The organism is Citrobacter sp. Cpo012, from assembly GCF_030333015.1.
Taxonomy (GTDB): Bacteria; Pseudomonadota; Gammaproteobacteria; order Enterobacterales; family Enterobacteriaceae; genus Citrobacter; species Citrobacter portucalensis.
This window is the reverse complement of record NZ_JAOWGR010000042.1, coordinates 46,761-73,591: the sequence shown is the minus strand read 5'-3', so window position 1 is coordinate 73,591 and position 26,831 is coordinate 46,761. Positions and strand designations below refer to the sequence as shown.

The 26,831-nt window shown below is 50.9% G+C and carries 14 protein-coding genes; 9 read left to right on the top strand and 5 right to left on the bottom strand.

The features are described 5' to 3' along the window. Nucleotides 1-14 precede the first annotated feature (14 nt). Together OGX90_RS18610 and OGX90_RS18605 are read left to right on the top strand one after the other, a co-directional pair. Entirely contained in the window at nt 15-8,126 is an 8,112-nt protein-coding gene (locus OGX90_RS18610) for an Ig-like domain-containing protein (protein ID WP_286624483.1), read from the top strand. A gap of 62 nt (nt 8,127-8,188) precedes the next feature. Continuing rightward, nucleotides 8,189-8,464: a hypothetical protein gene (locus OGX90_RS18605; protein WP_048236656.1), complete on the top strand. Its 276-nt coding sequence runs from the start codon at nt 8,189-8,191 to the stop codon at nt 8,462-8,464. 77 nt (nt 8,465-8,541) lie between these two features. On the opposite strand, the gene lapD is transcribed toward OGX90_RS18605, so the two are convergent. Genes lapD through OGX90_RS18580 form a run of 5 tightly spaced genes read right to left on the bottom strand, consistent with a single transcriptional unit; the run spans nt 8,542 to nt 15,175 of the window. Then, a complete protein-coding gene (lapD, locus tag OGX90_RS18600) occupies nt 8,542-10,476 on the bottom strand; it encodes a cyclic di-GMP receptor LapD (protein ID WP_286624481.1) in 1,935 nt (644 codons plus the stop codon). A 9-nt stretch (nt 10,477-10,485) separates the two neighbouring features. Further along, nucleotides 10,486-11,178 carry a cysteine protease LapG gene (gene lapG, locus OGX90_RS18595; RefSeq protein WP_410724577.1) on the bottom strand — a complete coding sequence of 231 codons (693 nt, stop codon included), beginning with the start codon at nt 11,176-11,178 and terminating at the stop codon, nt 10,486-10,488. Nucleotides 11,179-11,180: 2 nt separating this feature from the next. Then, on the bottom strand, nt 11,181-12,050 hold the full coding sequence (locus OGX90_RS18590; protein ID WP_286624563.1) for a transporter substrate-binding domain-containing protein: 870 nt from the start codon (nt 12,048-12,050) through the stop codon (nt 11,181-11,183). Between the two features lie 7 nt (nt 12,051-12,057). Continuing rightward, entirely contained in the window at nt 12,058-12,990 is a 933-nt protein-coding gene (locus tag OGX90_RS18585) for an amino acid ABC transporter substrate-binding protein (protein ID WP_071446382.1), read from the bottom strand. Continuing rightward, nucleotides 12,983-15,175: a putative bifunctional diguanylate cyclase/phosphodiesterase gene (locus tag OGX90_RS18580; RefSeq protein ID WP_032944783.1), complete on the bottom strand. Its 2,193-nt coding sequence runs from the start codon at nt 15,173-15,175 to the stop codon at nt 12,983-12,985. Before OGX90_RS18580 ends, OGX90_RS18585 begins: the two co-directional genes overlap by 8 nt. 611 nt (nt 15,176-15,786) lie before the next feature. Between OGX90_RS18580 and OGX90_RS18575 the strand changes: the two genes are divergently transcribed. From OGX90_RS18575 to OGX90_RS18545, 7 genes are read left to right on the top strand one after another with little or no spacing between them, the layout of a single operon-like run. Beyond that, nucleotides 15,787-17,997 (top strand): sensor domain-containing phosphodiesterase, encoded by a 2,211-nt coding sequence (locus tag OGX90_RS18575; RefSeq protein WP_153752372.1) that lies wholly within the window; start codon nt 15,787-15,789, stop codon nt 17,995-17,997. 45 nt (nt 17,998-18,042) lie between these two features. Further along, on the top strand, nt 18,043-20,133 hold the full coding sequence (locus OGX90_RS18570; RefSeq protein ID WP_153686774.1) for a methyl-accepting chemotaxis protein: 2,091 nt from the start codon (nt 18,043-18,045) through the stop codon (nt 20,131-20,133). Continuing rightward, on the top strand, nt 20,130-21,197 hold the full coding sequence (locus OGX90_RS18565) for a chemotaxis protein CheB (RefSeq protein ID WP_286624478.1): 1,068 nt from the start codon (nt 20,130-20,132) through the stop codon (nt 21,195-21,197). Before OGX90_RS18570 ends, OGX90_RS18565 begins: the two co-directional genes overlap by 4 nt. Beyond that, complete coding sequence (locus OGX90_RS18560; protein WP_286624475.1) at nt 21,194-22,606, top strand: CheR family methyltransferase; 1,413 nt, start codon at nt 21,194-21,196, stop codon at nt 22,604-22,606. The genes OGX90_RS18565 and OGX90_RS18560 overlap by 4 nt, the downstream gene beginning before the upstream one ends. Before the next feature lie 11 nt (nt 22,607-22,617). Then, the gene (locus tag OGX90_RS18555) at nt 22,618-24,750 is read left to right on the top strand and encodes a hybrid sensor histidine kinase/response regulator (protein WP_286624473.1); all 2,133 of its coding nucleotides are present in this window, start codon (nt 22,618-22,620) and stop codon (nt 24,748-24,750) included. A gap of 22 nt (nt 24,751-24,772) precedes the next feature. Then, complete coding sequence (locus OGX90_RS18550) at nt 24,773-25,132, top strand: response regulator (RefSeq protein ID WP_286624471.1); 360 nt, start codon at nt 24,773-24,775, stop codon at nt 25,130-25,132. A gap of 17 nt (nt 25,133-25,149) precedes the next feature. Then, nucleotides 25,150-26,826 carry a diguanylate cyclase gene (locus tag OGX90_RS18545; RefSeq protein WP_286624469.1) on the top strand — a complete coding sequence of 559 codons (1,677 nt, stop codon included), beginning with the start codon at nt 25,150-25,152 and terminating at the stop codon, nt 26,824-26,826. Nucleotides 26,827-26,831 lie beyond the last annotated feature (5 nt).

Here is a 26,831-nt window from a genome sequence, read left to right as displayed (position 1 = left end):
GTTATCGCATCGAGGTGGATTCTGCGGCGTTCTCTGACAACGTCGGTCATGTGCTGAAAGAGGTGACGGTCCATGTCAGCGTCACCTCCCACGATGCGGCGGGCAATCTGGCGATTGCCACCAGCAGCCACGATGTGCATATCGACAACTTCGCGGAAAACACGGTACATATCGATACCGTCGCGGGTGATGACCTTATTAATATTAAGGAGTTTTCCGCGAACGGCGGCTTTACGCAGATCGCCGGTACCGTAACCGGCGTGGATGCGAAGATGGGGGATGCGGTTACCCTGGCACTGAAGGGCGGCGAGGTGATTCACAGTGTGGTTATCGCGCTGGCGGGCGGTGGACTGGGCTATAGCATCCCGGTAAATAGCCATAAGCTGGTAACTCATCCGGAATTTACGGTTTCTGTTACCTCTACGGATCCGGCAGGGAACAGCGTCACGCATTCTGAAACCAAAACCATCAGCGCCGATCTGTATACACAGTCGTATATCACCATTGATGACGTGACGGCTGATAACTTTATCAACATCAAGGAATCGACGGACAATCACGGCAAGACCACCATCAGTGGCACGGTGAGCGGAGATGCAAAAGAGCATGACACCGTTCAGCTGGTGATTAATGGTCAACACTATTCGGGGGAAGTGGAGAAGCTGGCGAACGGCAATCTGGTCTACCATATCCCGGTGGATACCCAGAACCTGGTCAACAACCCGGTGATTCATGCCAGCATCCATACCACGGACGAGCATGGCAACGAAATGACGGCGGTGACGAAACACCACGTTGGGCTGGATCTGGACGCCAGCGCCTCTATCGGCATCGATACCGTCGCAAGTGATGACATTATCAGTAAAGCCGAGTCCAACCTGCATAAGACGATCATCACGGGGCCGGTTGGCGGCGATGCGCAGAAAGACGATGTTGTCACCTTAACCTTCAATGGCAAAACCTATAGCGGCAAGGTCTTTGAACTGCCTGACCATTCGCTGGGTTACAGCATTGAAGTCAGCACCGATAATCTGAAAGATGGCAGCGACCAGAAGGTCCATGTCTCCATTTCAACCGTCGATGAACACGGTAACCCGTCAACGGTAACGCACGACCATATGGTGCATATCGATCTGCACGCGGAAGCGAGCATTACGATTGATAAGGTGACCGCCGATAACACCCTGAACCATAGCGAACTGAATATGGCTCAGCAACTCATCACCGGCACCGTCGATGGTGATGCGAAGCTTCACGACGTTGTCAGCCTTGAGATCAATGGCCACACGTTTACGGGTGAAGTCATTACGCTGAATAACGGTCAACTGGGCTACCAAATCCCGGTCGACTCGTCGGCGTTCAGCAACAACCAGGGCCACCAGGATAAAAACGTCAACATCAAGGCGACGGTTGTCTCGCATGATGCGGTAGGCAACGAAGTGACGGCGATCAGCAACCACAGCGTGCATATCGACAACTTTGCGGTAAACCAGGTGCATATTGGTACCATTGCCGGTGATGACGTTATTAATATCAAGGAGTTTTCCGCGAACGGCGGCTTTACGCAGATCGCCGGTACCGTAACCGGCGTGGATGCGAAGGTGGGGGATGCGGTGACGTTGCAGCTGGATGGCGTCCCGGTGATGCAAGGCGTTGTTGTCACGCTGGCGGGCGGCAAGCTGGGCTATAGCTTCCCGATGAATACCCATATGCTGATGAGTCATCCGGAAATTACCATTTCGGTCACCTCCAGCGATGCGGCAGGGAACAGCGTCACGCATTCTGCGACGAAAACCATTAGCGCTGATATGTACACCCAATCGCATATCACCATTGATGGCGTGACGGATGATAACTTCATCAACATCAAAGAATCGACGGACCATAACGGTAAGACCACCATCAGCGGCACGGTAAGCGGCGATGCGAAAGAGTACGATACCGTTGAGCTGGTGATTAATGGTCAGCACTACTCAGGCACGGTGGAGAAGCTGGCGAACGGTGGCCTCGGCTATCATATCCCGGTGGACACCCAGAACCTGGTCAACGATCCGGTGATTCATGCGAGCATTCACACCACGGATAGTCATGGTAACGAAACCACGGCAACCGCGGATCGTACCGTGGGTCTGGATCTGGACGCCAGCGCCTCTATCGGCATCGATACCGTCGCAAGTGATGACATTATCAGTAAAGCCGAGTCCGACCTGCATAAGACGATCATCACGGGGCCGGTTGGCGGCGATGCGCAGAAAGACGATGTTGTCACCTTAACCTTCAATGGCAAAACCTATAGCGGCAAGGTTATTGAACTCTCTAACCACTCGCTGGGCTACAGCATTGAAGTCAGCACCGATAATCTGAAAGATGGCAGCGACCAGAAGGTCCATGTCTCCATTTCAACCGTCGACGAACACGGCAACCCGTCAACGGCAACGCACGACCATATGGTGCATATCGATCTGCACGCTGAGGCGAGCATTACGATTGATCCGGTGACGGATGACAACGTACTCAACCATTTCGAGTTGGATAATGACTGGCAGTTGATTAGCGGCGTCGTCGGCAAAGACGCCCAGGTTGACGATGATGTGAGCGTTGAGGTTAACGGTAACACCTATACCGGCAAGGTTATCGTTCTGGGCAACGGTCAGTTAGGCTACCAAATCCCGGTCCATTCTGCAGATTTTAGCAACAACCAGGGCAACCAGGATAAAGATGTCACCTTCAAGGCTACCGTAACGTCGCACGATGCGGTGGGTAACGAAGTTGTCGTCTCCACGACGCATAAAGTACATATTGATAACCACGCACGGGCTGGGATAACCATCGATACCGTGGCGGGCGACAATATGATTAACGGCGCCGAGTCCACAAAACACACCACCGAAGTGATGGGTACCGTTTCTGGCGATGTGCACATGGGCGATAAAGTGATTGTTACCGTCAATGGTCACCACTACGACGCAACGGTGCAGAAACTCCCGGAGCACAATAATGCGCTGGGCTATAAGCTGGATGTGCTGACGGGCGATCTGGTGAAAGATCCGCATATCGTTGCGCAGGTGGTTGGGGTCGATGATGTTGGCAACCAGCAGAGAGCCGAAGCCACGCAGGATATGGCGGTAGATTTGCACGCGAAAGCGCTGCTGACTATCGATCCTGTCACCGGCGACAATATGGTCAACGGCGATGAATCCCGCCAGCCGTTCACCTATGTGACCGGCAGAGTCGGCGGCGATGTACACGCCAATGATATCGTGTACCTTACCGTGAATGGCCATACCCTGACCGGGAAAGTCAGCGATCAGGGCGGCCATCTCGGGTATAGCATCAAAGTCAGTACTGCCGATCTGCTGTCCGATCCGCATTTAACGGCCACCGTTAGCACCACCGATGTTGCGGGCAACCCGGCAACGGCCAATGCTGAGACTACGGTGGTGATCGATACCCGCATCGACGCGACGATCACAATCGACGACGTTACGCCAGACAACACGCTGAATTATAACGAGCAGCATCAGACCACTACGGTTGTGAGCGGCACCGTGACCGGCGAAGTTCACAAGGGTGACCCGCTGGTCATGACGATCAATGGCGTCATTTATAATGGAACGGTGGACGATATTGGCGGCAATAAACTGGGCTACAGTATTATTGTCAATACCGCCGATCTGGTCGCCAACCCGCATATTGAAGTTTCCATGGACGTTACCGATGCGGCGAAGAACCATGCGCACGTGGTGGCGCACCATGACGTTAATCTGGACGACGAGGCTTTTGCTGCGATCACTATCGATCGCGTGACGGGTGATAACGTTCTGAACGGTACTGAACTGCAGGCGCCGAAAACGATCATCAGCGGCACGGTGGGCGGCGACGCGCACAAGGGGAATATCGTTCATCTGGTGGTTGACGGTCATGCGGTTGATGCGACGGTGGTCGAACTGCCGAAGCTGGGGACGCTGGGCTATAGCGTCGAGGTGGATACCCAGTGGCTGAAAAACGACCCGAATATCACGGCGACGATTACTACCCATGATGACGCAGGGAATAGCGCGACGGCGGATGCGAAAAGCACGGTGACCATCGACGATCACGCCGAGGCTATCGTTCATATTGACCCGCTGGTAACGGATCATAATGATGATGTTATCAGCTACAAAGATGCGCATAACCCGCAGACCACCGTGACCGGTAGCGTGGGTGGTGATGTGCGTGTGGGCGATCAGGTTGAACTGACTATTAACAATCAGACCTACTATGCGGAGGTTAAGGATAACGGCAACGGCCAGCACGTGTTTAGCACTCAGGTTTCAACGCTCGACCTGCTGATGGACCCGAATATTAAGGCTGACGTGACGGCAAAGGATGCGGCTGGCAACGTTGCGCACGGGCATGATGATAGGCCGGTGGAGATTGATACCCATGCGGATGCCGGAATTTATATTGAATCTGCGAAGGCCTGGCCATATGTTGGCTATGCACCTGGAAGCCATCCTGAATTTATAAGGGTTGAAGGGTATGTCACCCCAGACGCACAGTTTGGGGATTTGGTGACGATCGATGTCGGTGGCAATCATCTGCAAACGCAAGTGATCACGATGCCGAATGGAGCGCTGGGCTACACGTTGGATATACTTTCGTCAAAATGGAATGACAACGGTAATATCACGGTATCCATCACCACACATGATAACCATGGTAATACGGCAACTGCGGTAGAACATCGGTTTATTGACCTACCCTGGATGACCCCGACCATTGTTCCAGCGGATGCCTCTTTTGGTATTCACACAGTGACATCGACAACCCCACCACCGCTGGGTACGACGACCACACCGCAGAAGCCGCATGTCCACCTCACCGTCGATCCGGTGGCGGGCGATGATGTGCTTAACCATGCTGAAGCGGGCAAACCGACCACGCCGGTTCGTGGTCTGCTCACTGGGGATGTGAGCATTAATGATACGGTTATTGTCACCGTTAACGGCCATCCATATCCTGGCAAAGTGATCCAGATCCCGGGTCTGCCGGGGGAATTTGGCTATCAGGTTGATGTCCCTACTGACGTGCTTAAAGCGCATCCGACGTTCGAAGTGTCCGTCTCCGTGCATAATTCTGCGGGCGATGACACGGCGGCGGTAACGAAGACTATCACCGTCGACACCGATAACCCGGTCCATATCACGATGGACAATGTCGCTGGCGATGACGTTATCAATGGTTCGGAAGCGAAAAGCGGTACAACAACGATCAGCGGTACGGTCAGCGGCGAAGGCATTCATGACGGCAGCATAGTTTCGCTGCAGGTGAATGGTAATACCTTAACCGCCGTGGTGCATGCAGGCGCCACGGAATGGGTCTGGTCGCGGGATGTCAGCATCAACGATCTGCGTAACAACCCGGACATTACCGCGTCGGTAAGCGCGACCGATGCGGCCGGGAACACCGGTACTGATTCGACGTCGAAGCACGTTGAGGTCGATCTCAAAGCTGATGCGGGCGTTACGGTCAATAATATTACCGCCGACAACGTACTGAACGCACAGGAAACCGGGCAGCCTACGATTGCGGTGAGCGGTTCCGTTTCGGGCGATGTCAACCCGGGTGAAAGCGTAACGCTGAAGGTTAACGGTCAAACTTATACCGCGACGATTGATGCGAATAAGCACTACACCGTTGATGTCCAAACATCAGATCTGGTGGCCGACCATTCCATTCAGGCTACGGTGACCGGCCACGATATTCACGGTAACGTTCAGGATGCCAGTGATACCAAAGCGTTTTCTGTTGATACCAAGGCAACAGCCGCGGTAACGGTGAACACCGTGGGCGGCGATGATGTGATCAATGCCGATGAGCTTAAAGCCGGTACGGTCGAAGTCAGCGGTACCGTGGATGGTGACGTACACAAAAACGACAAGGTCTATATCACCGTTAATGGCAACCAGGTTGAGGCCACTGTCATTGAGCTGCCGCATATGAACGGGCAGTTGGGGTATAAAGCATTCGTGAGTACCACGGATCTTCAGGCCGATCCGACTATTCATGTCAGCGTGACGGGTCATGATACGGCAGGCAATATCCAGACTGCGACGTATGACAAAATCGTGATAATTGACGAGCGCGTGGATGCGACAATTGTCCTGGACCCAGTGTCCAATGATGACGTGCTGAATAACGTTGAAGCCGGGAAACCGACCACCATCATCACCGGTTCTGTGACCGGCGACGTTGAGGTCGGCGATCAGGTTACCGTCACCGTCAATGGCAAAGATCTGCCGGCGATAGTCTCCGACAGCGGCGGTAAGAAGGTGTTCCGCGTTGAAGTCAGTACGGTTGATTTGGTTCATGACCAGCATATTACTGCCCATGTCGTCGCCCATGACGATGCCGGTAACCGCCAGCAGATTGATACCGATAAGACGATCCTCATCGACCGCGTGGCTTCAGGTACCGTCGACATTGACAGCGTCACGGCGGATAACGTCCTCAACCACCAGGAGCTGTCGGGGCAGAAGGTGACCATCACCGGCCATGTCGGCGGTGACGCGCAGCTTTATGATCCGGTTACCTTGACCATCGGCGGGCATAAGTATCAAGGGAGCGTCATCACCCTGAGCGGCGGCGGTCTGGGCTATCAGATTGACGTGGATTCGGCGGTTCTACGTAGTGATGCGCACAAAGTTATTGACGTTGAGCTTACCGGCCATGACGCGCCGGGGAACCCGTTCACCGCAAAATCGACACATACCTATTCCGTTGATGAGCAGGCCAACGGTGCAATTACCATTAATGACCACATCGCAGGCGACAACGTCGTTAACCTGAATGAATCGAAGTCAGACACGGTGATTAAATTTACGGTTTCCGGCGACACTCACCCGACCGATGTTGTTGATGTTAGCGTCAATGGCAACAACATGAAGGCTTCGTTGGTACCTGGCTCCTCGACGGTTTATCAGGTTGCGGTTCCGGGAACGTATCTGAATGAGGGCGATAATAAGATTGAGGTGAAAACGACGTTACACGATGACGCAGGGAATACGTTAGACGTGCACGATCAGAAAAACGTGGTGCTGGATACTCATGCCGATGGTGCGATTACTATCAATGACGGCATCGCAGCAGATAACGTCGTTAACCTGAAAGAATCGCAGTCAGACACAGTGATTCGCTTTACGGTCTCCGGGGATACCCATTCTACCGATGTTGTTGAAGTGAATATCAACGGTCACCTTATGAAGGCTACGCTGGCACCTGGATCATCAACGGTTTATCAGGTTGCTGTCCAGAGCGCATATCTGAAGGAAGGTATCAATGATATTGATGTGAAAACGACGTTACACGACGACGCGGGTAATACAATCGATGTGAGCGATCACAAAACCATCGTCCTTGATACACACGCTGACGCCAGTATCGTGGTAGATAAGATCGCCGGTGATAACCACATCTCGCGTGCCGAATCACACGATACCGTCACGCATATTACCGGCAGCGTGAGCGGTGATGTGAATGATGGCGATCATATTAAAGCGCTGGTAAATGGTCATCAGTACGATGCCATTCTTCATCAGGGCATTAATGGGTTGACCTATGACATTGAGGCCGATACCTCCGCATTCCGTGCCGGTCATAACCGTGTGAACGTATTGGTCGAGGCGCATGATAACCACGGTAATATTACGCCTTATAGCCAAACGTTGAACGTGACGATGGACGAGCCTGCACCAGTGAAAGGGCATACGGTGGATAAAGGGAATCATGCTGCGATGCAGCATGCGCTGCATAACCTGTTCGACGACAACGCATTATCTCTGTCTTATGCACCAGCAGCGACCGGACACGGTCAGGCGACAGCGGTGCTCAGTGCTGACGATAAGGCGAAGGGGGTGCTTGAAAAAGTCGATCTCAGCGATCTGGCGCGTGAACTGCATGAAGGCGTGGATATTGCGAAGTACATTCAAAGCGGCGGCGATCATCACCTGATCGCCAGTCCGGCAAAAGTGGCGCATGGAATAGATACCGCGCTGTCTACTCCGGCAAGCGGCGATCTGCATTCTCCGACCTACTCGTTGGATCACCTGATTGCTAAACCCGATCAAAACCACACTCACTAACGATTGCCTGCTGCCCTGTGTAAACAGGGCAGCAGCATCGTGCAAAATGAAAAGGCACTGATATGAATTCTGATTCATCTGCTGCAAACGTGCAGACAGAAGGCGTGGCAAAAAGTCCTGAAAATGACAACCAGCAGGCTTTAGCGATGCTGCAAAAAAGCGACCTGGAGATGGTTCGCGTGCTCGACGATTTGATTTACCTGTTGATCCGTAAAGGCGTGATTGCCATTACCGATCTTCCAGCGATGGCGCAGGTTAAATTAATGAATCGCGCGAACGCGCGCCAGGAACTTGGCGGGTTAGAACAACTGCTTGGCAACGATGATCGTATATTTTAGCTGATGCAGGCAGTTTGTAGGCCGGATAAGCGTAGCGCCATCCGGCTATACAAAGGCGTATCAAGACGCCAGTTTTATCACAATGGTGCGGGCTCACCTAATAATTGCCCCATTGCACCATCAATCCCTAATTCTTGCAGCACCATAAGCTCACCTTCCGTTTCAACTCGCTCGGCAATGAGCGGCAAATCAATACTGCGCGTGGCACTGCACAATACTTCAATAAACAAACGCTTATCATTTTCCTCATCAATTTTGCGGATATAGCTGCTGTCGATTTTCAGATAGGCAAGACCCCATTGCGACAGATGACCGATCATATCGAAACGGCTACCGAAGTGTTGCAGTCCCAGCGCGCAGCGATGCTGACCTACGGCTTTAACAAATGCCGCCATCTGATGGGGGCCTGGTAACTGATTTTCATCCAGTTCCAGAATCAGCTTGCTGGCTAATTTCGGTGAGTACCGTAACGGATTGAGCAGGTCTGCAATGGCGGTCGCGCTGGCGACAGAACTGCCAGAAATACTCAACGCTAGTTTTCCGGGCGCGGTTTTCAACTGGTTCAAGGTGAGCTTCAACATGACTTTATCGAGTCGATGACTCCAGCCAAAGCGGTGGATCCACGGCAAGAACCGCCCCGCGGTAATGGCGTTACCCTGCTCATCAATAATGCGCGACAGTACCTTGTAATGCAGGATTTTGTCCGGCTGGCGGCAATCGACCACCGGCTGATAAACCAACTGAAACTGTTGATTTGTCAGCGCATGCTCCAGACGAACAAACCACAAATGCTGATCTTCTGTAGCTGCAGGTATTTCGGTGGTAGGAACGACCTGATGGTTGGTGTGTGTTTCCGCTTCAACCAGCAGACGATCGGCCTGGATCAGCAATGACTGGGCATTTTCTCCGGCGCTGAATGGCACCATGCTGGTATAGGCAACCGGCTGTTGGTCTGACATTCCAGTAGCGTAAAAGGCCGTGAGTTTCTGAGACAATGAATTACACAGCTCCAGCATTTCTCCGTGCGTCACGCCAGGGCAGAGTAGGGCGAATTCACCGCCGCGAATGCGGGCGAGCGTGCTGTCGAGAGGGGCATACTTTTCTCTGTGCGCGTTCAGCAGGTTGGCGATGTTGAGCAACAGCTTATCAGTATGCGGTCCGCCAAAGCGCTGATTCAGGCCACCTAAATCCTGAACGCGAACCAGCATCAGATATCCTGGTGCCGTATCGGCATCACTCAGTCGCGCCTGGAGCTGCATATCGAATGCCCGGCGGTTGGCTACCCCGGTCTGGCTGTCGAGATAAGCTTCATTGTGCAGGCGTTCGCTGTAGATAGCTTGTTCTTCAAATAACGATTTAAGCTTAGCTGCCATTAAATTCATGGCGCCTACAACGCGGCGTAATTCCGGCGTTTTGGGTAACTCGTGGAGCGTCAGAAACTCGCGACGGGTAATAGCTTCGGATTGTTTTGCCATGTAATTGAGTGGGCGCAGCAGTTTGCGCAGCAGCAGAATACCGGCGATTAAGCAGGCAAGGCTACAGGACAGCATCCACAATAGATTGCCTAAGGTATTGTCCCACAGACGCTGCACGGCAAAGATAGGATCGCTGGTCACTTCCACGCGAGCTGCCTGCTGCCAGCCGCGCATAATCGTTGCTTCACCGGTTTGCGGGGTGACATCCACCAGATCGACGAACCAACCGGGAACGTTGGGAATTGTCGCTACCGCGCTACGCTCAAGAATTATTTTGCCGTTTGCCAGATCGACGATGCGGATTTTTTTGTAGTAACCGCTATCGAAAATGGAACTGACCATCAGCTCGATCATTGCCGGGTCGTTGACGTTGGGCGTCAGCGAAACGCCTAGCGCCGTTGCGGCATCCTGGGCATGTGAAAGGAGTTGGTTATTGGACTGATTGCGAGAACTCTCCAGCGTCACAATAAAATTGCCGCTGAACACAACCATCATAAAGAGAGAGATTGCCAGAAGTAACTGTTTAAAAAGAGACACGGGCGATTCCTATTTATCCATCGGGAAGCCTTCTTCCCGCATTTTGGTGAAAACTTGCTGCCAGCGAGAAAGCCTCTTGCTGTCCCCAACGCGTTTATTGTTTTGATTGCCGGGAAGCCAAAGGCCAGTGTTGTTAAAGGAGTAGACGGGTAATAAGTCCATGCGCTGCGTAGCAGGCGAAATGGTGCTGGTCAGGCTATCGAGCACCAGAGGAATCGCCCCAGGGGTGGCGTACCAGGTGAGCACCATATGCGCGCGATTTAAACGCAGGGCTTTAACGTAGGTGATGCGAAGTTTGTCTTCTGACACGCCCAACTGGCGGAGGGTGAAATATTTGGCGATTGCGTAGTCTTCACAATCCGCCTCACCTTTGCGCAGCGACTCGATAGGGGTCGCCCAGTAATCGACGTTATGCCAGACATCAATGTCTTCGGTATAGCGGATCTTATCGTTAAAGAATTGATTTACAGCGCGTAATTGCGTTTGCTCGTCAGCATTACGCAACTGGAGCAGAAGCTGTTGCCAGGCGTGGATCCGTTGCTGTGCTTCTGGTGTTGCCGGGCCATATAGCGCATCGGACTTTTGTTGAATATTGGCAAAATCCCAGGCCGCGCGTAGCGAATGGACTGACAGCAATAGCAGCAGCGCCCCGGGGATTTTCCATAGGCGTAGCAGGCGGTGGCGTAAGCAGCGGCGGATAATGTTCAATGGCTATGCTGGCAACTGCCCGGTGACGGGTTTTTCATCTTTTCGCAGGACCAGGGGGACAACCACTTTTTACGTAATTGCACGTTGGCCGGCGAGGCAAAAAAATCTTTCAGCGTACTGTCAACAAACGTCACAAACTGCTGATCGTTTTTCCTCATCATAATGGCATAGTGCATATCATTACCGATGCTCTCAGAAGAGACGCTGAACAGTTCAGGTTGCTCGCTATGATTAATCAGCGGCCAGGCCAGAATGTCATCGACAAAGAAAGCGGCGGATTCATTATGCGCCATTTTCTCAAATGCGCCGTTTATAGTGGTGGTGGTAATCGTTGAAATATTAAGGTGTTGCTCTCTGTTGGCTTTATTAAATTCCAGCAAATCTTTAGAGCTACCGGTCAGACTTACCGTGCGTCCTTTTAGATCGGCAATTGAATTTATATTATTTTTACGCAAAGAGATGATGCGCATTTTCGCGGTGTAGTAGTTGAGCGAAAATGAAACGCTGGAGGTCCGCTCCGGTGCGTTAGTATTTACACCACAGTCCATATCTATTTTCCGTGTGTTTAATGCGGAGAAGCGTTCTGCAAAATTCACGGGAATATAATGAATGGTTAAGCTGTTGAGCTTCAAATACTGGCGCAACTTATCGGCAATCATGTTACATACCGCGATGGTATAACCCGTGACTTTGCCATTGTGGTCAGTAAAAGAAAACGGTGGCAGCTGGCGATAACCCACGTTGAGCACGCTGCTGTTCTGAATATGATCGAGCGTCGCGGCGTTCTGCTGCGCCATCAGCGCGGGGGTGATACCGATGCCTGCCAGTAAAAACAGCCATTGCACTATGCGGTTCACCCTTGTCATCTCACGATTAATTATATTTTTCATAATCAAAACTGATCTTCTTTTTAGCAGACGTTAATGCTTTCAGGTTATCTGACATGGGAATGTTTAAATTAATGGCTTTCGGCGGGATCGGTGACTGAAACCATTTATTGTACAGCGCAGTAAATTCGTTGCTGGCCATCAGCGAGGAGAGAGTGTCATCAACAAATTCTTTAAATTCTTTATCGTGTAACGGGAGTAACAAGCCGGCCGGTAGCGGGGCGCTGAGCGCAATGTCGGAAAGTTTATAGTCTCCAGGATTAGGCGTTTGCGCGATCATCCCTTTGAGTAAAACCGTACTGGAGATCAGTGCAGAATACTCACCATTCTTCAGTTCATTGAAGGCGGTAATGTTGTTGGTATCGAGTTGAATATTAATATCCAGGTCATTGGCGGCATTCACTTTTTGCAGTTGCTCAACGTAAATCGTGCCGCTTTTTACCAGTACGCTATGTCCGGAAAGCTCTGCCAGATTGTCGTTGCTTTCATTTTTACGCATGACGAAGCGGGTACTTGAAAAATAAAACGGCAGCGAGAACTCGCTAATGCTGTGGCGACTTTTCGAATAAAAGGCCGGGATACACATGATGTCTGCCATGTGATTTTTAATCAGGACAAACTGCGAGGCCGAGTTAGCTTTTACCCACTCGACCTTCAGGTTTTTAAGCTGAAGTTTTGTCTTGAGCGCGCTGACGATACTGTTGCAAATATCAATGGAATAGCCGGCAGGTACGTTGCCATTCTGCCAGGAGAAAGGAAACGCATCATCCTGATAACCAAGGGTAATGCTTTTCTTGCTGGCGATTTGCTCCAGCGTGTGCAACGGCAGGGCTGAGCCTGCTAAGCATGGCGTTGCTGAAACTATTAACAGGGCAAAAATCGTCAGCATGCGCTTTACCGGGCGAAAGAAGTCAGACATTGCACAGTCCTTCTTCAATGACCTCTTTGGCAAATGCGGAAAGCACTTCACGCTCGCGCAGCGGATAGCTAAAGAAATAGCCTTGCACATTCTGGCACTCAATGTCGCGCAGAATGTCACGCTGCTGCGCGGTTTCTACCCCTTCAGCGGTGACCGACATATTGTACTTATGGGCAAACTGAATCAGCATCACAATCAAATACTGACTGGCATTATCTTGCTGGAGCTTATCGACCAGCGTGCGCGCTATCTTGATGCGAGTGAAAGGATAGATCAGCAGATAATCCAGTGCCGCGTAGCCGGTGCCTAAATCATCCATCGCGATTTCAATGCCCAGAGAGCGAATCTCTTGCAGCACGGGTAAGGCAATCGACTTATCCAGCTTTTCGGATTCGGTAATTTCTATTTCAAGACGTTCGGCTGAAAGTTGACTGATGCGTAACGCATCTTTGATAACGTCAACCAGTCCTGGGCTGTGCAGTTGGTAGGCCGATATATTGACGGCTACCCTGATACGCTCCGGCCATTTGGCAGCGGCTTCACAGGACTGACGAATAATCCATTCGCCCAAACGGACAATCAGACCGGAGTTCTCGGCGATGTTGATAAAATAATCAGGGTAAATCAGACCCTTGGTAGGATGATTCCAGCGTATCAGCGATTCGTAGCCATATACGCTTTCATCTTCCAGATTGATGATTGGCTGGTAATGAAGCTCGAATTCCTTGTTATCAATACCATCGATGATTTCCTGATTAATAAACAGGCTGTGGGTATGCTTCATCACCATGCCGTCTTCGAAGAAATGGAAGCAACCCCGACCATGATGTTTTGAGGCGTACATGGCAAGGTCGGCATTGATCATCAACGTCGAGGTATTATTGCCCTGATACGGCGCGGTAGTGATACCAATACTGCAGCTGATGGAAAAAGTATGCGTGCTCCAGGTAAACGGGGTGCTCAGCGCACGAATAATCCGCTTCGCCAGCCGATTCGCTTCTTTGATGGCGTTATCGCTGACATGTTGCAGAATGGCGAATTCATCACCGCCCAGACGCGCTGCGATATCGTTAGGTCCCAGCAAGAGCTGCAGGCGCTGGGCAACGCTGATTAACAGCTCATCGCCCGCTTTATGACCAAAGGTGTCGTTTACTGGTTTGAAGTTGTCGAGGTCAATCAACAGCAGGTTAAATGGTTTTTCGTCCTGATGGATTTCACTGACGCGTTTATCTAACGCCTGGCCAAACGAAACGCGGTTGGGCAATCCGGTCAGTGAATCATGATGGGCCATATGCTCCATCTTTTGTGACATTTCATGCATTCGTTGCAGATAGCCGCGTTCTTTCATGGCGACGCGCAATTTTTCAATCGCCCCGGCCAGATGTCCAATCTCATCGTCCTGATCAAGATAGGGCGTTATACAGTCCGTCTCTTCATGGGCGATGCGGGTAAGGGAGTTAATCAGCAGCGGAACCGGACGGAATAAACGGCGCATAAACATCGTGACCAGTGCCAGCGTTACCAGCAAAATCAGGACAAAAATGATACTGCTTTTTTTCAGCATCGCATCGTAGGTGGCGTAGAGATCGCTTTTTTTTCCAATGCTGCTAATCAGGCTACCGAGGATCTCACCTGAAGGCGTCAAAATAGGAACGGCGCTGATAAAGCACTCTTCGCCATTAATTTGGGCGAAGCCAACATAGTAGTTACCCAGCACATCGCGCGGCAGACGACCGGGGAAAGAGATGATCCCTTCACCCTCTTCTGACTTGTTGTTGATGCCAACAAACCCTTTCTCCGGCGTATACAGAAACAACCAGGTGGGGCTATGGGTCTGTACTGATGCCAGTGCCAGAACGTCAACCGGGTTATAACCGGTTTGCATAATAGAGTCGGTGTCACCAATCTGTCTGTCGGAGACAATGCGGGATATCTGCCCTGCGTCGCTGGTTTCGACCGAAACGGTGGTATACACGTTGCGGATGATGTAGGTCATAATCTGTGCATTCGCTTCAGCCCGCTGTACCCACTGCTGATAAGAAAAGTTATCTATCAGGCTCCAGTTGGTAAACGCGCCAGCACTAAACGCAATAACGATACCCGCCAGCAAGAATTGCGTTATTTTGCCAGTGATTGAATGTTGCCACCCTTTTATTGCTTTAAGGGAAAACAGAGACTTTGCCACGGATTATGTTAATTCCTGAAAAGATTATTCGATACTAAAATTAATTTCTGCTATTACTTGATGGAATATTATTGTTGCAAATAAGTAGATGAAAGATGTGAAACGTAATGACGTAACAAATAACTAACATTGAACCATGGTGAGTAATGACAAAAATAACGGTATGCGAATATAGATAACGCTGCTCTTTTCGTCAATAGGCAAAAGTGTACATAAAAATACATTTTCTGAATGCCCCTTTCAGGATATTAATGTTGACATTCATGGTGCTTGAGAAGATTTTTTATACGTACTGGTTGGAGGTGTTGGGAAACTGACAAAGGCTTTTTTGTTTTTTTACTAAACATCAATGAATTAGCAGTTTTTTGGACAGGCATTTTAGTGATTCCATCCCCACCGGATGTCCATTTTTGTCTATAAATGGGTATTTATTTCCTGATTTGATATGAATAACATGCTCTCTTCATTATAGAACCTTATTTTATTTTCTCAGTGCGCGGTCAATGTTGACAATTTTGCTATGGTTCATCGGCTGACCCAAAAGGATTTGTTTGTGACATTCGAGTCTGGATTAAAGTCCTATTGGTATAGTGCATAGCGGATAAATTGATTTGGACGCAATAATAAATTCAAACACGATAAAAAACATTCGGGAATGGTGCCTGCCACTTGTCTTACCTGGCCTTTTTTACCCGCTGGCACAATATCTTAACGGTTATAGCATTCTCAATAATACTATTTTAACAGTTTACGATCTCAAGCTAGCCGTATTTTCTGCCGCATTGGTCTTGTTCGGTTTTCGGGTGTTGCCGGGGTTTCTTCTGTTCCTGACGGTCATGTTTGTGGTCGGTCCGCAAAATGAACGGGTAGATGCGTTGTGCCTGATCATCGCGTCGACCTTAAGTTATGCCGCGTACCGCAAATTCACCGGCAGACGCAGCTGCGTTAGCTTTGGTCGCATCAAAATTAGCTTTAATCGTCTGCTCTGGCTTTGTGGCTACAACGTCCTGCTGTATCTGGTGTTCAGCAAACTCTTTGCAATGTTTGTCGCCCACGGACAACGCCCCGATGTGGATAACATTCCGGCGTTGAGTCTGGGCATGCTGGTACGTATTCAGGGGATCATCAACGGTTGCCTGACGGGGATCCCTTTATTTTACAAGATTTACCGCATCATTCGTCGACCGTCTTTCCTGCTGACCTTTCTGCGGGCCATTGCCGAACAGTGTAAAGGCAATATCGGTGTCTACGGCGTTATATCCTGGTGCATCTTGCTGTTTTTTCTGATGTTCTTCTTAACATCACCGGATAATTTGGATGTTTTTTTCTCTATCTATAGCCTGATCCTGTTATTTCCGTTGATGTTGTGGGGAGCAATCAAAATTGGCCACTTGTTCACAATGCTGGTGTGGACGATCGTATTAATCATCTTAGGCAAACATAACGACAGCTATATCGCCAGCGATGTTAACTTCATGCTGCATCAGGCGCTGGTTTCGACGTTGATCTTTGTCTTTTCACTCACCATTGTGATCATGGGGGTACTGGCAAAATTTACCCGTCAGCGCTTTAACCAGGCGCTGCTGTTGGGGCTGACTGACCCGATGACAGGCATGGCAAATTTACGGGCGCTGAAGACGGAGCTATTTACCACTGAACGCGCGACTGTATGTCTGATACAGATCCCCGAGCTGGAGCTTTTTTCGCGTCGTTATGGTTTTCATTTCCGCGCCCGCTACCAGAAGATCCTTGCTGAGCATTTGCGCAGACATCTGGTGAAAAGCGAGAAAGTCTATTACCACGCGGGTTATGATCTGCTCATTCGGCTGGAAAATGGCACCTGGGAGCGGCTATGCGATCTGTATCAGGCCGCCAACAGTTTTCGTCTCTTTTACAACAACCATCGGTTGGGTTTTCGCAGTGGTTTGGGCTATTGCCTGATTAACGATCTGAGCGATGACATTTATCAGTTGGTGGGGAAACTGGGCATGGTGGCGGGTTTATCACTCACCAACGGCAGGCCGGAAAACCTTGAGGCGCAGCATAGCCGGATCCTTGGCAACCACATTGTTGATAAAACGGAAATTCGCACTGCGCTGCAAAATGCGCTGGATAACAATGCGTTTGTCCTGATGGCACAGCCAATAGTCAGTACCCACGGTGAAGCGCCGTATCATGAAATATTGATCCGTATGCTTAACGAACGGGGAGAATTTATTCCACCGAACAGTTTCCTGCCGGTTGCTCATGATGCGGGGCTGGCACCGGATATCGATCTCTGGGTTATCGAAAACACCCTCAAATTTATGCGTAGCCACCCGCAGCGTTGTTTTTCTATTAACCTGGCACCGGTGACGGTGTGTCGTTCAAATATTGTCATGAAGATCACCCAACTCCTGCACGACTACGCGGTGGAGCCACAGCGGATTATTTTTGAAATAACGGAAGCAGATACGTTATCAGACAAAGAACAAACCGTGGAAACGCTACGTTTAATACGTCAGCTGGGATGTCGGGTGGCAATTGATGACTTTGGCACCGGGTTTGCGAGTCATGCGCGCTTGATGAATATCGAAGCAGATATCCTGAAAATAGATGGCTCGTTTATTCGACGGATCACCGAAAGTGAAATTAGTTACTACATCGTTGAGTCATTCTGCCGCGTTGCTGAAATGAAAAAAATGCAGGTGGTCGCTGAATTTGTCGAGAACGCCACTATTCAGGCCTGTCTGGAAAAAATGAATGTGGGCTGGTTACAGGGATATCACATTGGCAAACCTACGCCGCTGTTCACGCTCGAATCACAGGGCGCTAGCTCCTGATGACCAAAAAAAGAGTAATTTCTTCTCAGGTAGAGAATAAAAATCATGAGTGACATTATTAAAGTAAAAAATCGAACGGCGAATACCACCAGTGAGGGACCGCGCGCTCGACTATTGTCCTGGCTGCACAACATCCATCCCGGTGTGGCGATGAAGCTCGGTATGATTTTGGTTGTTTGTATCGCAACGTTGCTGATTGGCGCCTCTTTTATATTATCGTCTTATCTTTCCAGAGAATTGCAGGTCAATGCGCTGGAGATGATTAAAACCAACACGCGGATATTCCACAACAGTATTTCTAACGAGTTTCAGCGTGTGACTCGTGATGCGGAACATTACAGCAATGTTTATATTAATAATTATCAAAACGTTGCCAATAAACCGCTGCGTTATATGGACTCTACTGAATTAAAAGCGGTGCTGAGCAACCAGAACACCAACGCGCACTTCACCGAATTAACCAGCGTATTTGCCAGTACGTTTATTCTGCAAGGCGAGCAATTTGTGCGTGTCAGCAGTACGTTACTGGCGAGTTCAGGCAATACGGCAACAGCAACAGCGCTAGGGCATGATAATCCTGCGTTGCCGCTGCTTTTGAAAAATAAACCCTTTTCCGGTGTGGTCACACTGTTCGGTAAACAGTTTATTAGTCACTACGAACCGATTGCCGACAAATATGGTCAGGTCGTGGGGGCCGTCGCGGTGGGTTTCGACGTCAAACAGAGTTTGCAACCGATCATTCAGCGTTTGTTGAATGTGCATATCGGTAAAGATGGCTACGCCTATGTGCTGGATGCCGGATTTGAACCCGGTCGTATGTTGGTCCATCCCTCGTTGAGCAACCAGCAGGCAATTAATATTACCGATGCCAATGGTTTTAAGCTGTTTGCCGACATGCTCGAACACAAGAATGGCATCACTTACTACAACTGGGTGAGCGGTTATGGCGCATTGCCGAAGACCAAAGTTGCCGTTTATGAATACGTTGAAGGGATAAACTGGATAATCGCCACCACCAACTATGTTGATGATGTCGCCAAGAGCAGCAATCTGGTGCGTAACGGTCTGCTGCTGTTTACCGCGCTGCTGCTGCCCATCATTTTACTGCTGATTGCTGTGGCCAGCCGTTTCCTGATTTCCCGGCGCTTAAATCGTGTCCTGGGGATTGCACAAACCATTGCCGAAGGCGACTTAACGGTGGATGTTCAGGTCGATCACCACGATGAGATCGGCGAACTGCTGAGTGCGGTGGAGATGATGCGTCAGCGTCTGCACTCGTTGGTAGGCGGTATGGTTTCTCATGCAAATTCGGTACATCAGGCATCTTTGCATATTACCGAAGCGGTCGATGGGCAGGCATCAACCAGCGTGGAAACCTCATCTTCAGTGGCTGAAATTACCTCCACCATGGAAGAGCTGTCTGCCTCATCGACACAGATAGCCGAACACTCACGGGCGGTTGTGGATATTGCCAACCAGACGCTCGAGGACTGCAATAAAGGCTCCGAGTCGATGTCGCAATTGCTGATGCGTATGACGGATATTGATACCGATAATCAGCAAAATATGCGTGAAATCATGATGCTTGGCAATAAGTCGACGGAAATCAGTCGCGTGATGGTGATCATTAACAGCGTCGCGGATCAGACGAAACTTATCGCCTTTAACGCAGCGCTCGAAGCTGCCAGCGCCGGGGAAGCCGGTAAGCGTTTCTCGGTGGTGGCGGCTGAAATCCGCCGTCTGGCGGATTCGGTGACGGAATCGACGGTTGAAATTGAAAATAAGATCAACGAGATCCAAAACGCGATTAATCGTCTGGTGCTGAACGCGGAAAAAGGCGGCGAGAGCATTAAAGCGGGCGCAATAGCCTGTAAAGTCAGTGCTGAACATCTGAACGATATCGTTGTTACGGCTGAGCAAACCTCGACGGCGGCGCTACAAATATCGCTATCAACACAGCAACAGAAAACGGCGAGTAATCAGGTGGTCATGGCGCTACGTGAGATCGTTGTTGCCAGTAACTATACCTCGCAATCTATCAAAGACATTCTGGTTGTCAGTCAGGATATGACACAACTGTCGAAAGCGCTGAAAGAGGCTTCGTCCTCATTCACACTGACGGAAACAGATGCATGAATAGCAGCAACATTCGGGTGCTGATCCTCGACCTGGGCAGCGCATCGCGTAATGAGCTGGTCAGGCAACTGGAGGATCACCCGCACATTAAGGTGGTGGGGCAAGCAGCCCATCGTAGACAGGCGATCCGACTGTTGCAACAGCTGATGCCGGACCTGCTGATTCTGACGCTGGATATTTCGAGCGCCGATAACGTCGAGATCGTGGAAACGATCATGGCAACCAGCGCAATCCCGATCCTTGTCATGAGATTTTATCCAGAGAATCAATGGGATGATGACTACATTTCCCGTGGTGCGTTGGCGGTGTTGCACCATAGCAGTGAATCACCACTCTCAACGGATGCTTTGCATCGTAAAGTAGAATTATTGGTCGGTGTGAAAGTCATTCGACATATCAAGGGATTACGATATCCAAGCGAACCGGTAATCCCCACTACACGACCGATGACAGACGTTGTAAAAACGCCACAGGACTGGCCTTTTGTGCTGGCGATTGCCTGCTCGACGGGCGGGCCGCAGGCGCTCAGTAAACTGTTACAGAAGCTGCCCGGTACGTTCCCGTGCCCGGTGCTTATTGCCCAACATATTGCCGATGGCTTCGCGAAAAATATGGTGCATTGGCTGGATAGCGTGACCGATCTGAAGGTGCGACTGGCGCAGGAGGACGATCGGGTGGAGGCGGGGTATGTGTATATATTGCCGCCGGAGCAGCACCTGATCGTCAAAAGCAACCAGCGTTTAGCGGCGATCCCAAGACAGGAAAGCGACGTTTACCATCCCAGTTGCAACCTGTTGCTGGAGTCGGTGGCTGAGGTGTTTCGCGAAAAAGCCGTCGGACTGATTATGACCGGCATGGGCAGCGATGGCTGCCGCGGCATTGAGCTTATTGTCCGCCGTGGTGGTACAACGCTGGCGCAGGACGAAGAAAGTTCGGTGGTATTCGGTATGAATAAGAACGCGATCGACAAGCAACTAATACACCGCACGATCCCTCTGGATGGCCTTGCTGCGGTACTGCTTTCGATGGCTTGCCACGGGCATGTTGAGAGTAAATTGCCATGATCCCTAATCTTCCTGACTATGCTCGCCTGATCAAAGAACGGGTCGGTTTGCACTTCGATAACGCCATGGAAGCATTGCTGAAAACGGCGCTGGGTCGGCGAATGGCCGAGCGAAAAATCAATGATTACTATGAATACTATGAACAACTGCGTAGCTCGCAGAATGAGTTTGATAGTTTCATCACGCTGATTACGATTAACGAAACCTATTTTTTCCGTGAAAGCGATACGCTGGATTTAATCTGCGATAAATGGATCCCGCGTCTGTTGCAACAGCGCAGCGGCCCGGTGCGTATTCTGAGTGCCGGATGCTCTTCCGGAGAGGAAGCCTACTCGTTGGCGATCAAGCTGCATGAGAAATACCTCGGCGGGATGGCCCAGCGCATCGAAATTTACGGCTGTGATATTGACCCGGCAATCCTGGCAAAAGCCCGCAACGCCTGCTATTCAAGCTACTCGTTTCGTGGCGTCGACCCGAGTATTCAGCAACGCTACTTCACCCGCTCGGGAAACCTCTACCGGCTGCATGATGAGATCCGTGAGAAGGTCACCTTCCATCGCACCAACATTATAAAAGAACAGTTACTGCCGGAAGTGGACATCATTTTGCTGCGCAATGTGTCCATCTATTTTGATACGCCAACGCGTCGCGAGCTGCACGGTAATTTGCTGAAGATGTTGCAACCGCAGGGAGCCTTATTTTTTGGCAATGCGGAAACGCTGGCTAACAATTTCGACATTCTGAAGCTGGAGCAGGAAGAGGGGATTTTCTATTTTTGCCACCATCGTGAAGCGGCAAGGGTTGTGCCTGTCCCCAGAGTTGCGGTGCGCATTCCGCAGTCGAGAGCGGTGGTTGAACAGGTTCCTCTGGTGCCCACGGCGCAGCAGAGTAATGACTGGCTGAAGAAAGCACGCGCCAGCCTCGATGAAAAATGTTTTTCTGAAGCTGAAAAGTGTATCGCCTGTGTGTTACGTGACGATCCCAGTAATCAGGATGCGCTTTTGATCCAGGGCGTTATTGCCCTCGAGCAGCGTGAGTTTTCTCAAACGGCCGGAAACGCACAGCAGATCCTCGCGCAGGATGAGTGGTCGGCAGAGGCCAAAATGCTGCTCGGACTGGCGATGATGTGGCAACACCAGACCCAGCAGGCCATCGCCTGGTTCAAGCAGGTGGTTTATCAGGAACCCGGCTACTGGCCTGCGCACTATTATCTGGCTGAAATGTACCGGCAAAGCGAGTTATACCAGCCTGCTCAACGGACTTATCGTGTGGTGATGCAGTTACTGAACGACGAGATAAACAATCCGTCATCGGTTTGTCGTCTGCGTTTGCCAATGGTATTTCCTGGCAATACGTTTCGTTTCCTGTGTGAACATCAACTGGCGCAATTCGCCCATCAAAGTGGCTAATAAGAGCGATTATGGCTATCGATCTGAAAAAATTCGTTCTGCGCTTTATTGATGAAGGGAGAGGTCATTTGCAGACGATCAGCGAAGGGGCGTTTCTCCTCTCCGCTGATGAACATACCGACGCCTGGATAGGTGAGATGTTTCGCGCTGCGCATACCCTGAAAGGGGGCGCGCGGATGCTGAAGCTGCAAAGTATTGCCGATGTCACGCATCATCTTGAAGATGTATTGAGTGAACTACGTGATAACAAACTGACGCCGGACAGGGCGCTGGGCAATCTGATCCATGAGTCTGTGGAGTACCTTTCTGGTCAGCTTACCCAGCTTTTTGTCAGCGAAGGGGATAATCAATTGCCACCGGCGGATGCCGGGCTGTGCGAACGCCTTGCCCGCGCCAGTCGGGGAGAGGATATCACGCTGACTGTCGAAACTGCCGGGGCAACAGAAAAACCGGTAGTCCCTGCGCCTGCGACACCTTCCAGCATGGATGCCGGAATTAAGCAGGCGGATTTCGTTCGGGTAAAGCTGAATAAGCTCGATGGCCTGATCGACATTCTGGGGGAGGTGCTCGCCGGACATGATCGCCTGGAACAGCAGATACAAAACCTGAGTCAACTAGTACCACGGTTACCGGGATTAAGCGCTGAACAGCTTCGCCAGCAGATCCACGACTTTAGTGCCCAGTTAAAAGAAAGCGTTCAGCTCCAGCATTTGCAGATGTTTGAACTATACGATGTGGCGGCGCGGATCCGTATGCTGCCACTTTCAACGTTGTTTGAACCCATTTCGCTGCAGGTCAGCGAACTGGCTTCCACACTGAACAAGCAGGTGGTGTGCCGCTTTGTTGGCGGAGAAGTGGAAATCGACCGCCAGCTCATTGATCGGCTTTCGGAGTCGCTGACGCATCTACTGCGTAATGCCGTCGATCACGGGATTGGTGAGATCGACGAACGTCTGGCGCTCGGTAAATCCACCCGCGGCACGATTACCATCACTACTCAGCAGGACGGCAGCGGGATATTACTGCGTATCGAAGATGATGGCCGTGGTCTGAACTATGAGGCCATCAGCGCGAAGGCGGTCAGTAAAGGTCTGGTTCCTGCTTCAATGGTGGGGCAGCTCTCCGAGCAGGAATGTAATGAGCTGATTTTTCATCCCGGCTTTTCGACCAGCAAGATAGTCTCCGAGCTTTCTGGTCGCGGCGTTGGTCTTGATGTGGTGCGCAAAACGGTGGTGACCGACCTGCAAGGTGATTTGCAGGTTTATAGCCGCCCGGGAGTCGGGACCAGCTTTAACCTGCGGTTGCCTGTTTCGTTAACCATGATGCGGATTTTGCAATTTGAAGAGCAGGGGCACCTGTTTGGACTGGCTGCGCAGTATGTTGTTGAGGTGGTGGAATGCACGCCACAGGGGATCAGCGATATCGCCGGACGTCCTGCAATTATCTTGCATAACGAGTTTATCCCGGTGGTTTGCGTAGGTAGCTTACTGGGCATTCATGAACGCCAGAGCAGCTTTTCAACGCCCGGACAGCGATTAATCGTGGTGCAGAACCAGTACAGCAAAATGGCGCTGCAAGTGGATAAGCTGCTCGATGAACGCAAGATGATGATCAAACCGTTACCGAAGCATATGCAACAGCAGTCGCTGGTCTCCGGGATGGTACAAACACCGGATAACCAACTGGTCAGCATCCTGCACGTTCCTGCGTTGATGGCGATGGCGCAACAATCACGGCAAACCAGTACACCAGCGCCCGCAACGAGCGTAACGCAGGATGCATGGCATGTGCTGGTGGTCGATGACTCACTGAATACCCGTGAGATAGAAAAGAACGTGCTGGAAGCGCACGGATATCAGGTGACTCTGGCAGAAGACGGGCTGTCGGGGCTGCAAAAAGCGAAACTGACCCAGTTTGATGCCGTACTGACGGATGTCGAAATGCCGTTTATGGATGGTTTCACCTTCACCAAATCGTTGCGTGGGGAGAAAAACTACCAGCATACGCCAATCATCATCGTGACGTCCCGCGCGAAGGAAGAGGACCGGCGACGGGGGATTCAGGTGGGCGCGGATGCCTACATCGCCAAGGGCGATTTCGAGCAGGACAGTTTGATAAAAACATTAAAAATGCTTTTGTGCTGATGGCGCAAAATCGAGAGAGAAAATGCGAGTTTTATTAGTTGATGATGATCTTTTTGCGGCTGAACTGGCATCCATATTTTTGCAAATGGACGGCTACGATGTGGTGATTGTGGAAAGCGCGATTTCCGCCCTGGCGTGCCTGGACTCGGATAACAACATCGACCTGGTGATTAGCGATCTGCATATGCCAGAGATCAGTGGGTTGGATTTGCTGGCGCTGTTACGCGCTCAGGATTGGGCTAAGCCTTTTATTTTACTGAGTGCCAATGAAGTAACGGGCAGCGACGCTCTGTACGACCGTTGGGTGAAAAAAGATGAAAACCTCGCGGAAAATCTGGGGGCTGCTGTCAATGCGCTACTGCAACCATCTGCGATTAACTGAATAAGCCTACGTGTTTGATGAAACAAGAAAATAAGCATATAGCGATGGCGGCAGCGCAGGAAAAAATAGCGCGTTTGCGGCAGGGGTTTCTACGCCGAATTCCCGACATGCTGGCACAAGCGGAAAGATTACTCGTTCAACTGGTCGCAGAGCCTAGCGAAGCCTGTCGCAAACAGCTACATATCCTGCTGCACAGTATTCACGGTTCGGCAGGGTCCTTTGGCTTTAGCCCGCTGGCGAATGCCTCAGCAGAAGGTGAGCGTTTACTAATAGAGCCGGAAACAGAGCAAAGCACATTGCATTACGATGAGCTGCGGCGAATCATCAGGTGGTTGTACACCCTGACCCAGGAGCAGCTCAATCTTGAACATCGTATCAGTGATACGGAGTTCACATTACCGATCACCGCGCAGCGCCCGGAAGAGGGATATGTTCGGCGGGCCAGTAAGCCTATCTACCTGTGTGATGATGATATTGACCAGGTCGAGCTTCTCGCGACCCAACTGCGCTGTTTTGGTTTTACCTGCCATGTGTTCGCGAACACGCAGGATTTCACTCAGGCCGTATTGTCGCAACCGCCCGCCGTGGTGATTATGGATGTTAGCTTTCCGGACAACGCCTACGGTGGACCGCTGGCGATGTCGGATTTGAAACAAAAAGTGGGCAAACCTTTCCCTGTGCTGTTCCTCTCGTGTCATAGCGATTTCAATGCCCGCGTCAACGCCATCAAATCTGGCTGCGATGGCTACTACGTAAAACCTGCGTCTATCACCGATTTAGTCCAGGAACTTCATCGCCTGACTCAACCGTCGCTGAAAAAGCCTTACCAGGTATTGTTGATCGATGACGAACCCGCGGTGGCGGAATACAACGCGGAGATGCTGCGCTTGGCGGGCATGGAAGTGCATGTGCTGGAAAAACCTCACTATCTACTGCATGTACTGAATGCGCAGCCGATCGATCTGGTGTTGATGGATTATCACATGCCGGAGTTCAGCGGTGAGGAACTGACAAAACTGATTCGCCAAATACCGCAGCATATTGGCCTGCCTATCGCCTATCTCTCCAGCGAGACCAACAAGCATGCGCAGTTGGGAGCAATGAGCATCGGCGCGGAGGATTTTATCCTCAAACAGAGCGACCCTGAGGAGCTGATCCGCGCCGTATCGATTCGCGCGGAAAGAATGCGCGTCCTGCGTGCCCGCATGTCGCAGGACAGTCTGAGCGGGTTATATAACCACTCAACGACCACCCATTTTCTCAAAAGCGCGATTGCCGAGTCGAACTACAGCGGCAACCCGTTTTGTATGGTGATGGTGGACCTGGATCGCTTTAAAAGTATTAACGATACCTACGGTCATGCGGTCGGTGACCAGGTAATTGTCGGTATTTCGCAGTTGTTCTCCCATCGCTTACGCAGCACCGATATCGTTGGCCGTTATGGTGGTGAAGAGTTTGTCATCATTATGCCCAACACCAGCAGTGACAAGGCCGCACGCGTGGTCGAACGATTGCGTAGGGATTACGAGCAGGTCACATTTTCCGTTAACGACGCCAGTTTTCACAGTACCTTCAGCGCGGGTATTGCCCAGTGGCAGTTTGGCGATCGGATTGAAACGCTACGCGAACGCGCCGATCAGGCGCTGTATGCCGCGAAACAAAATGGCCGTAACACTTTCTGCATTGCCGAGTAAAAGGA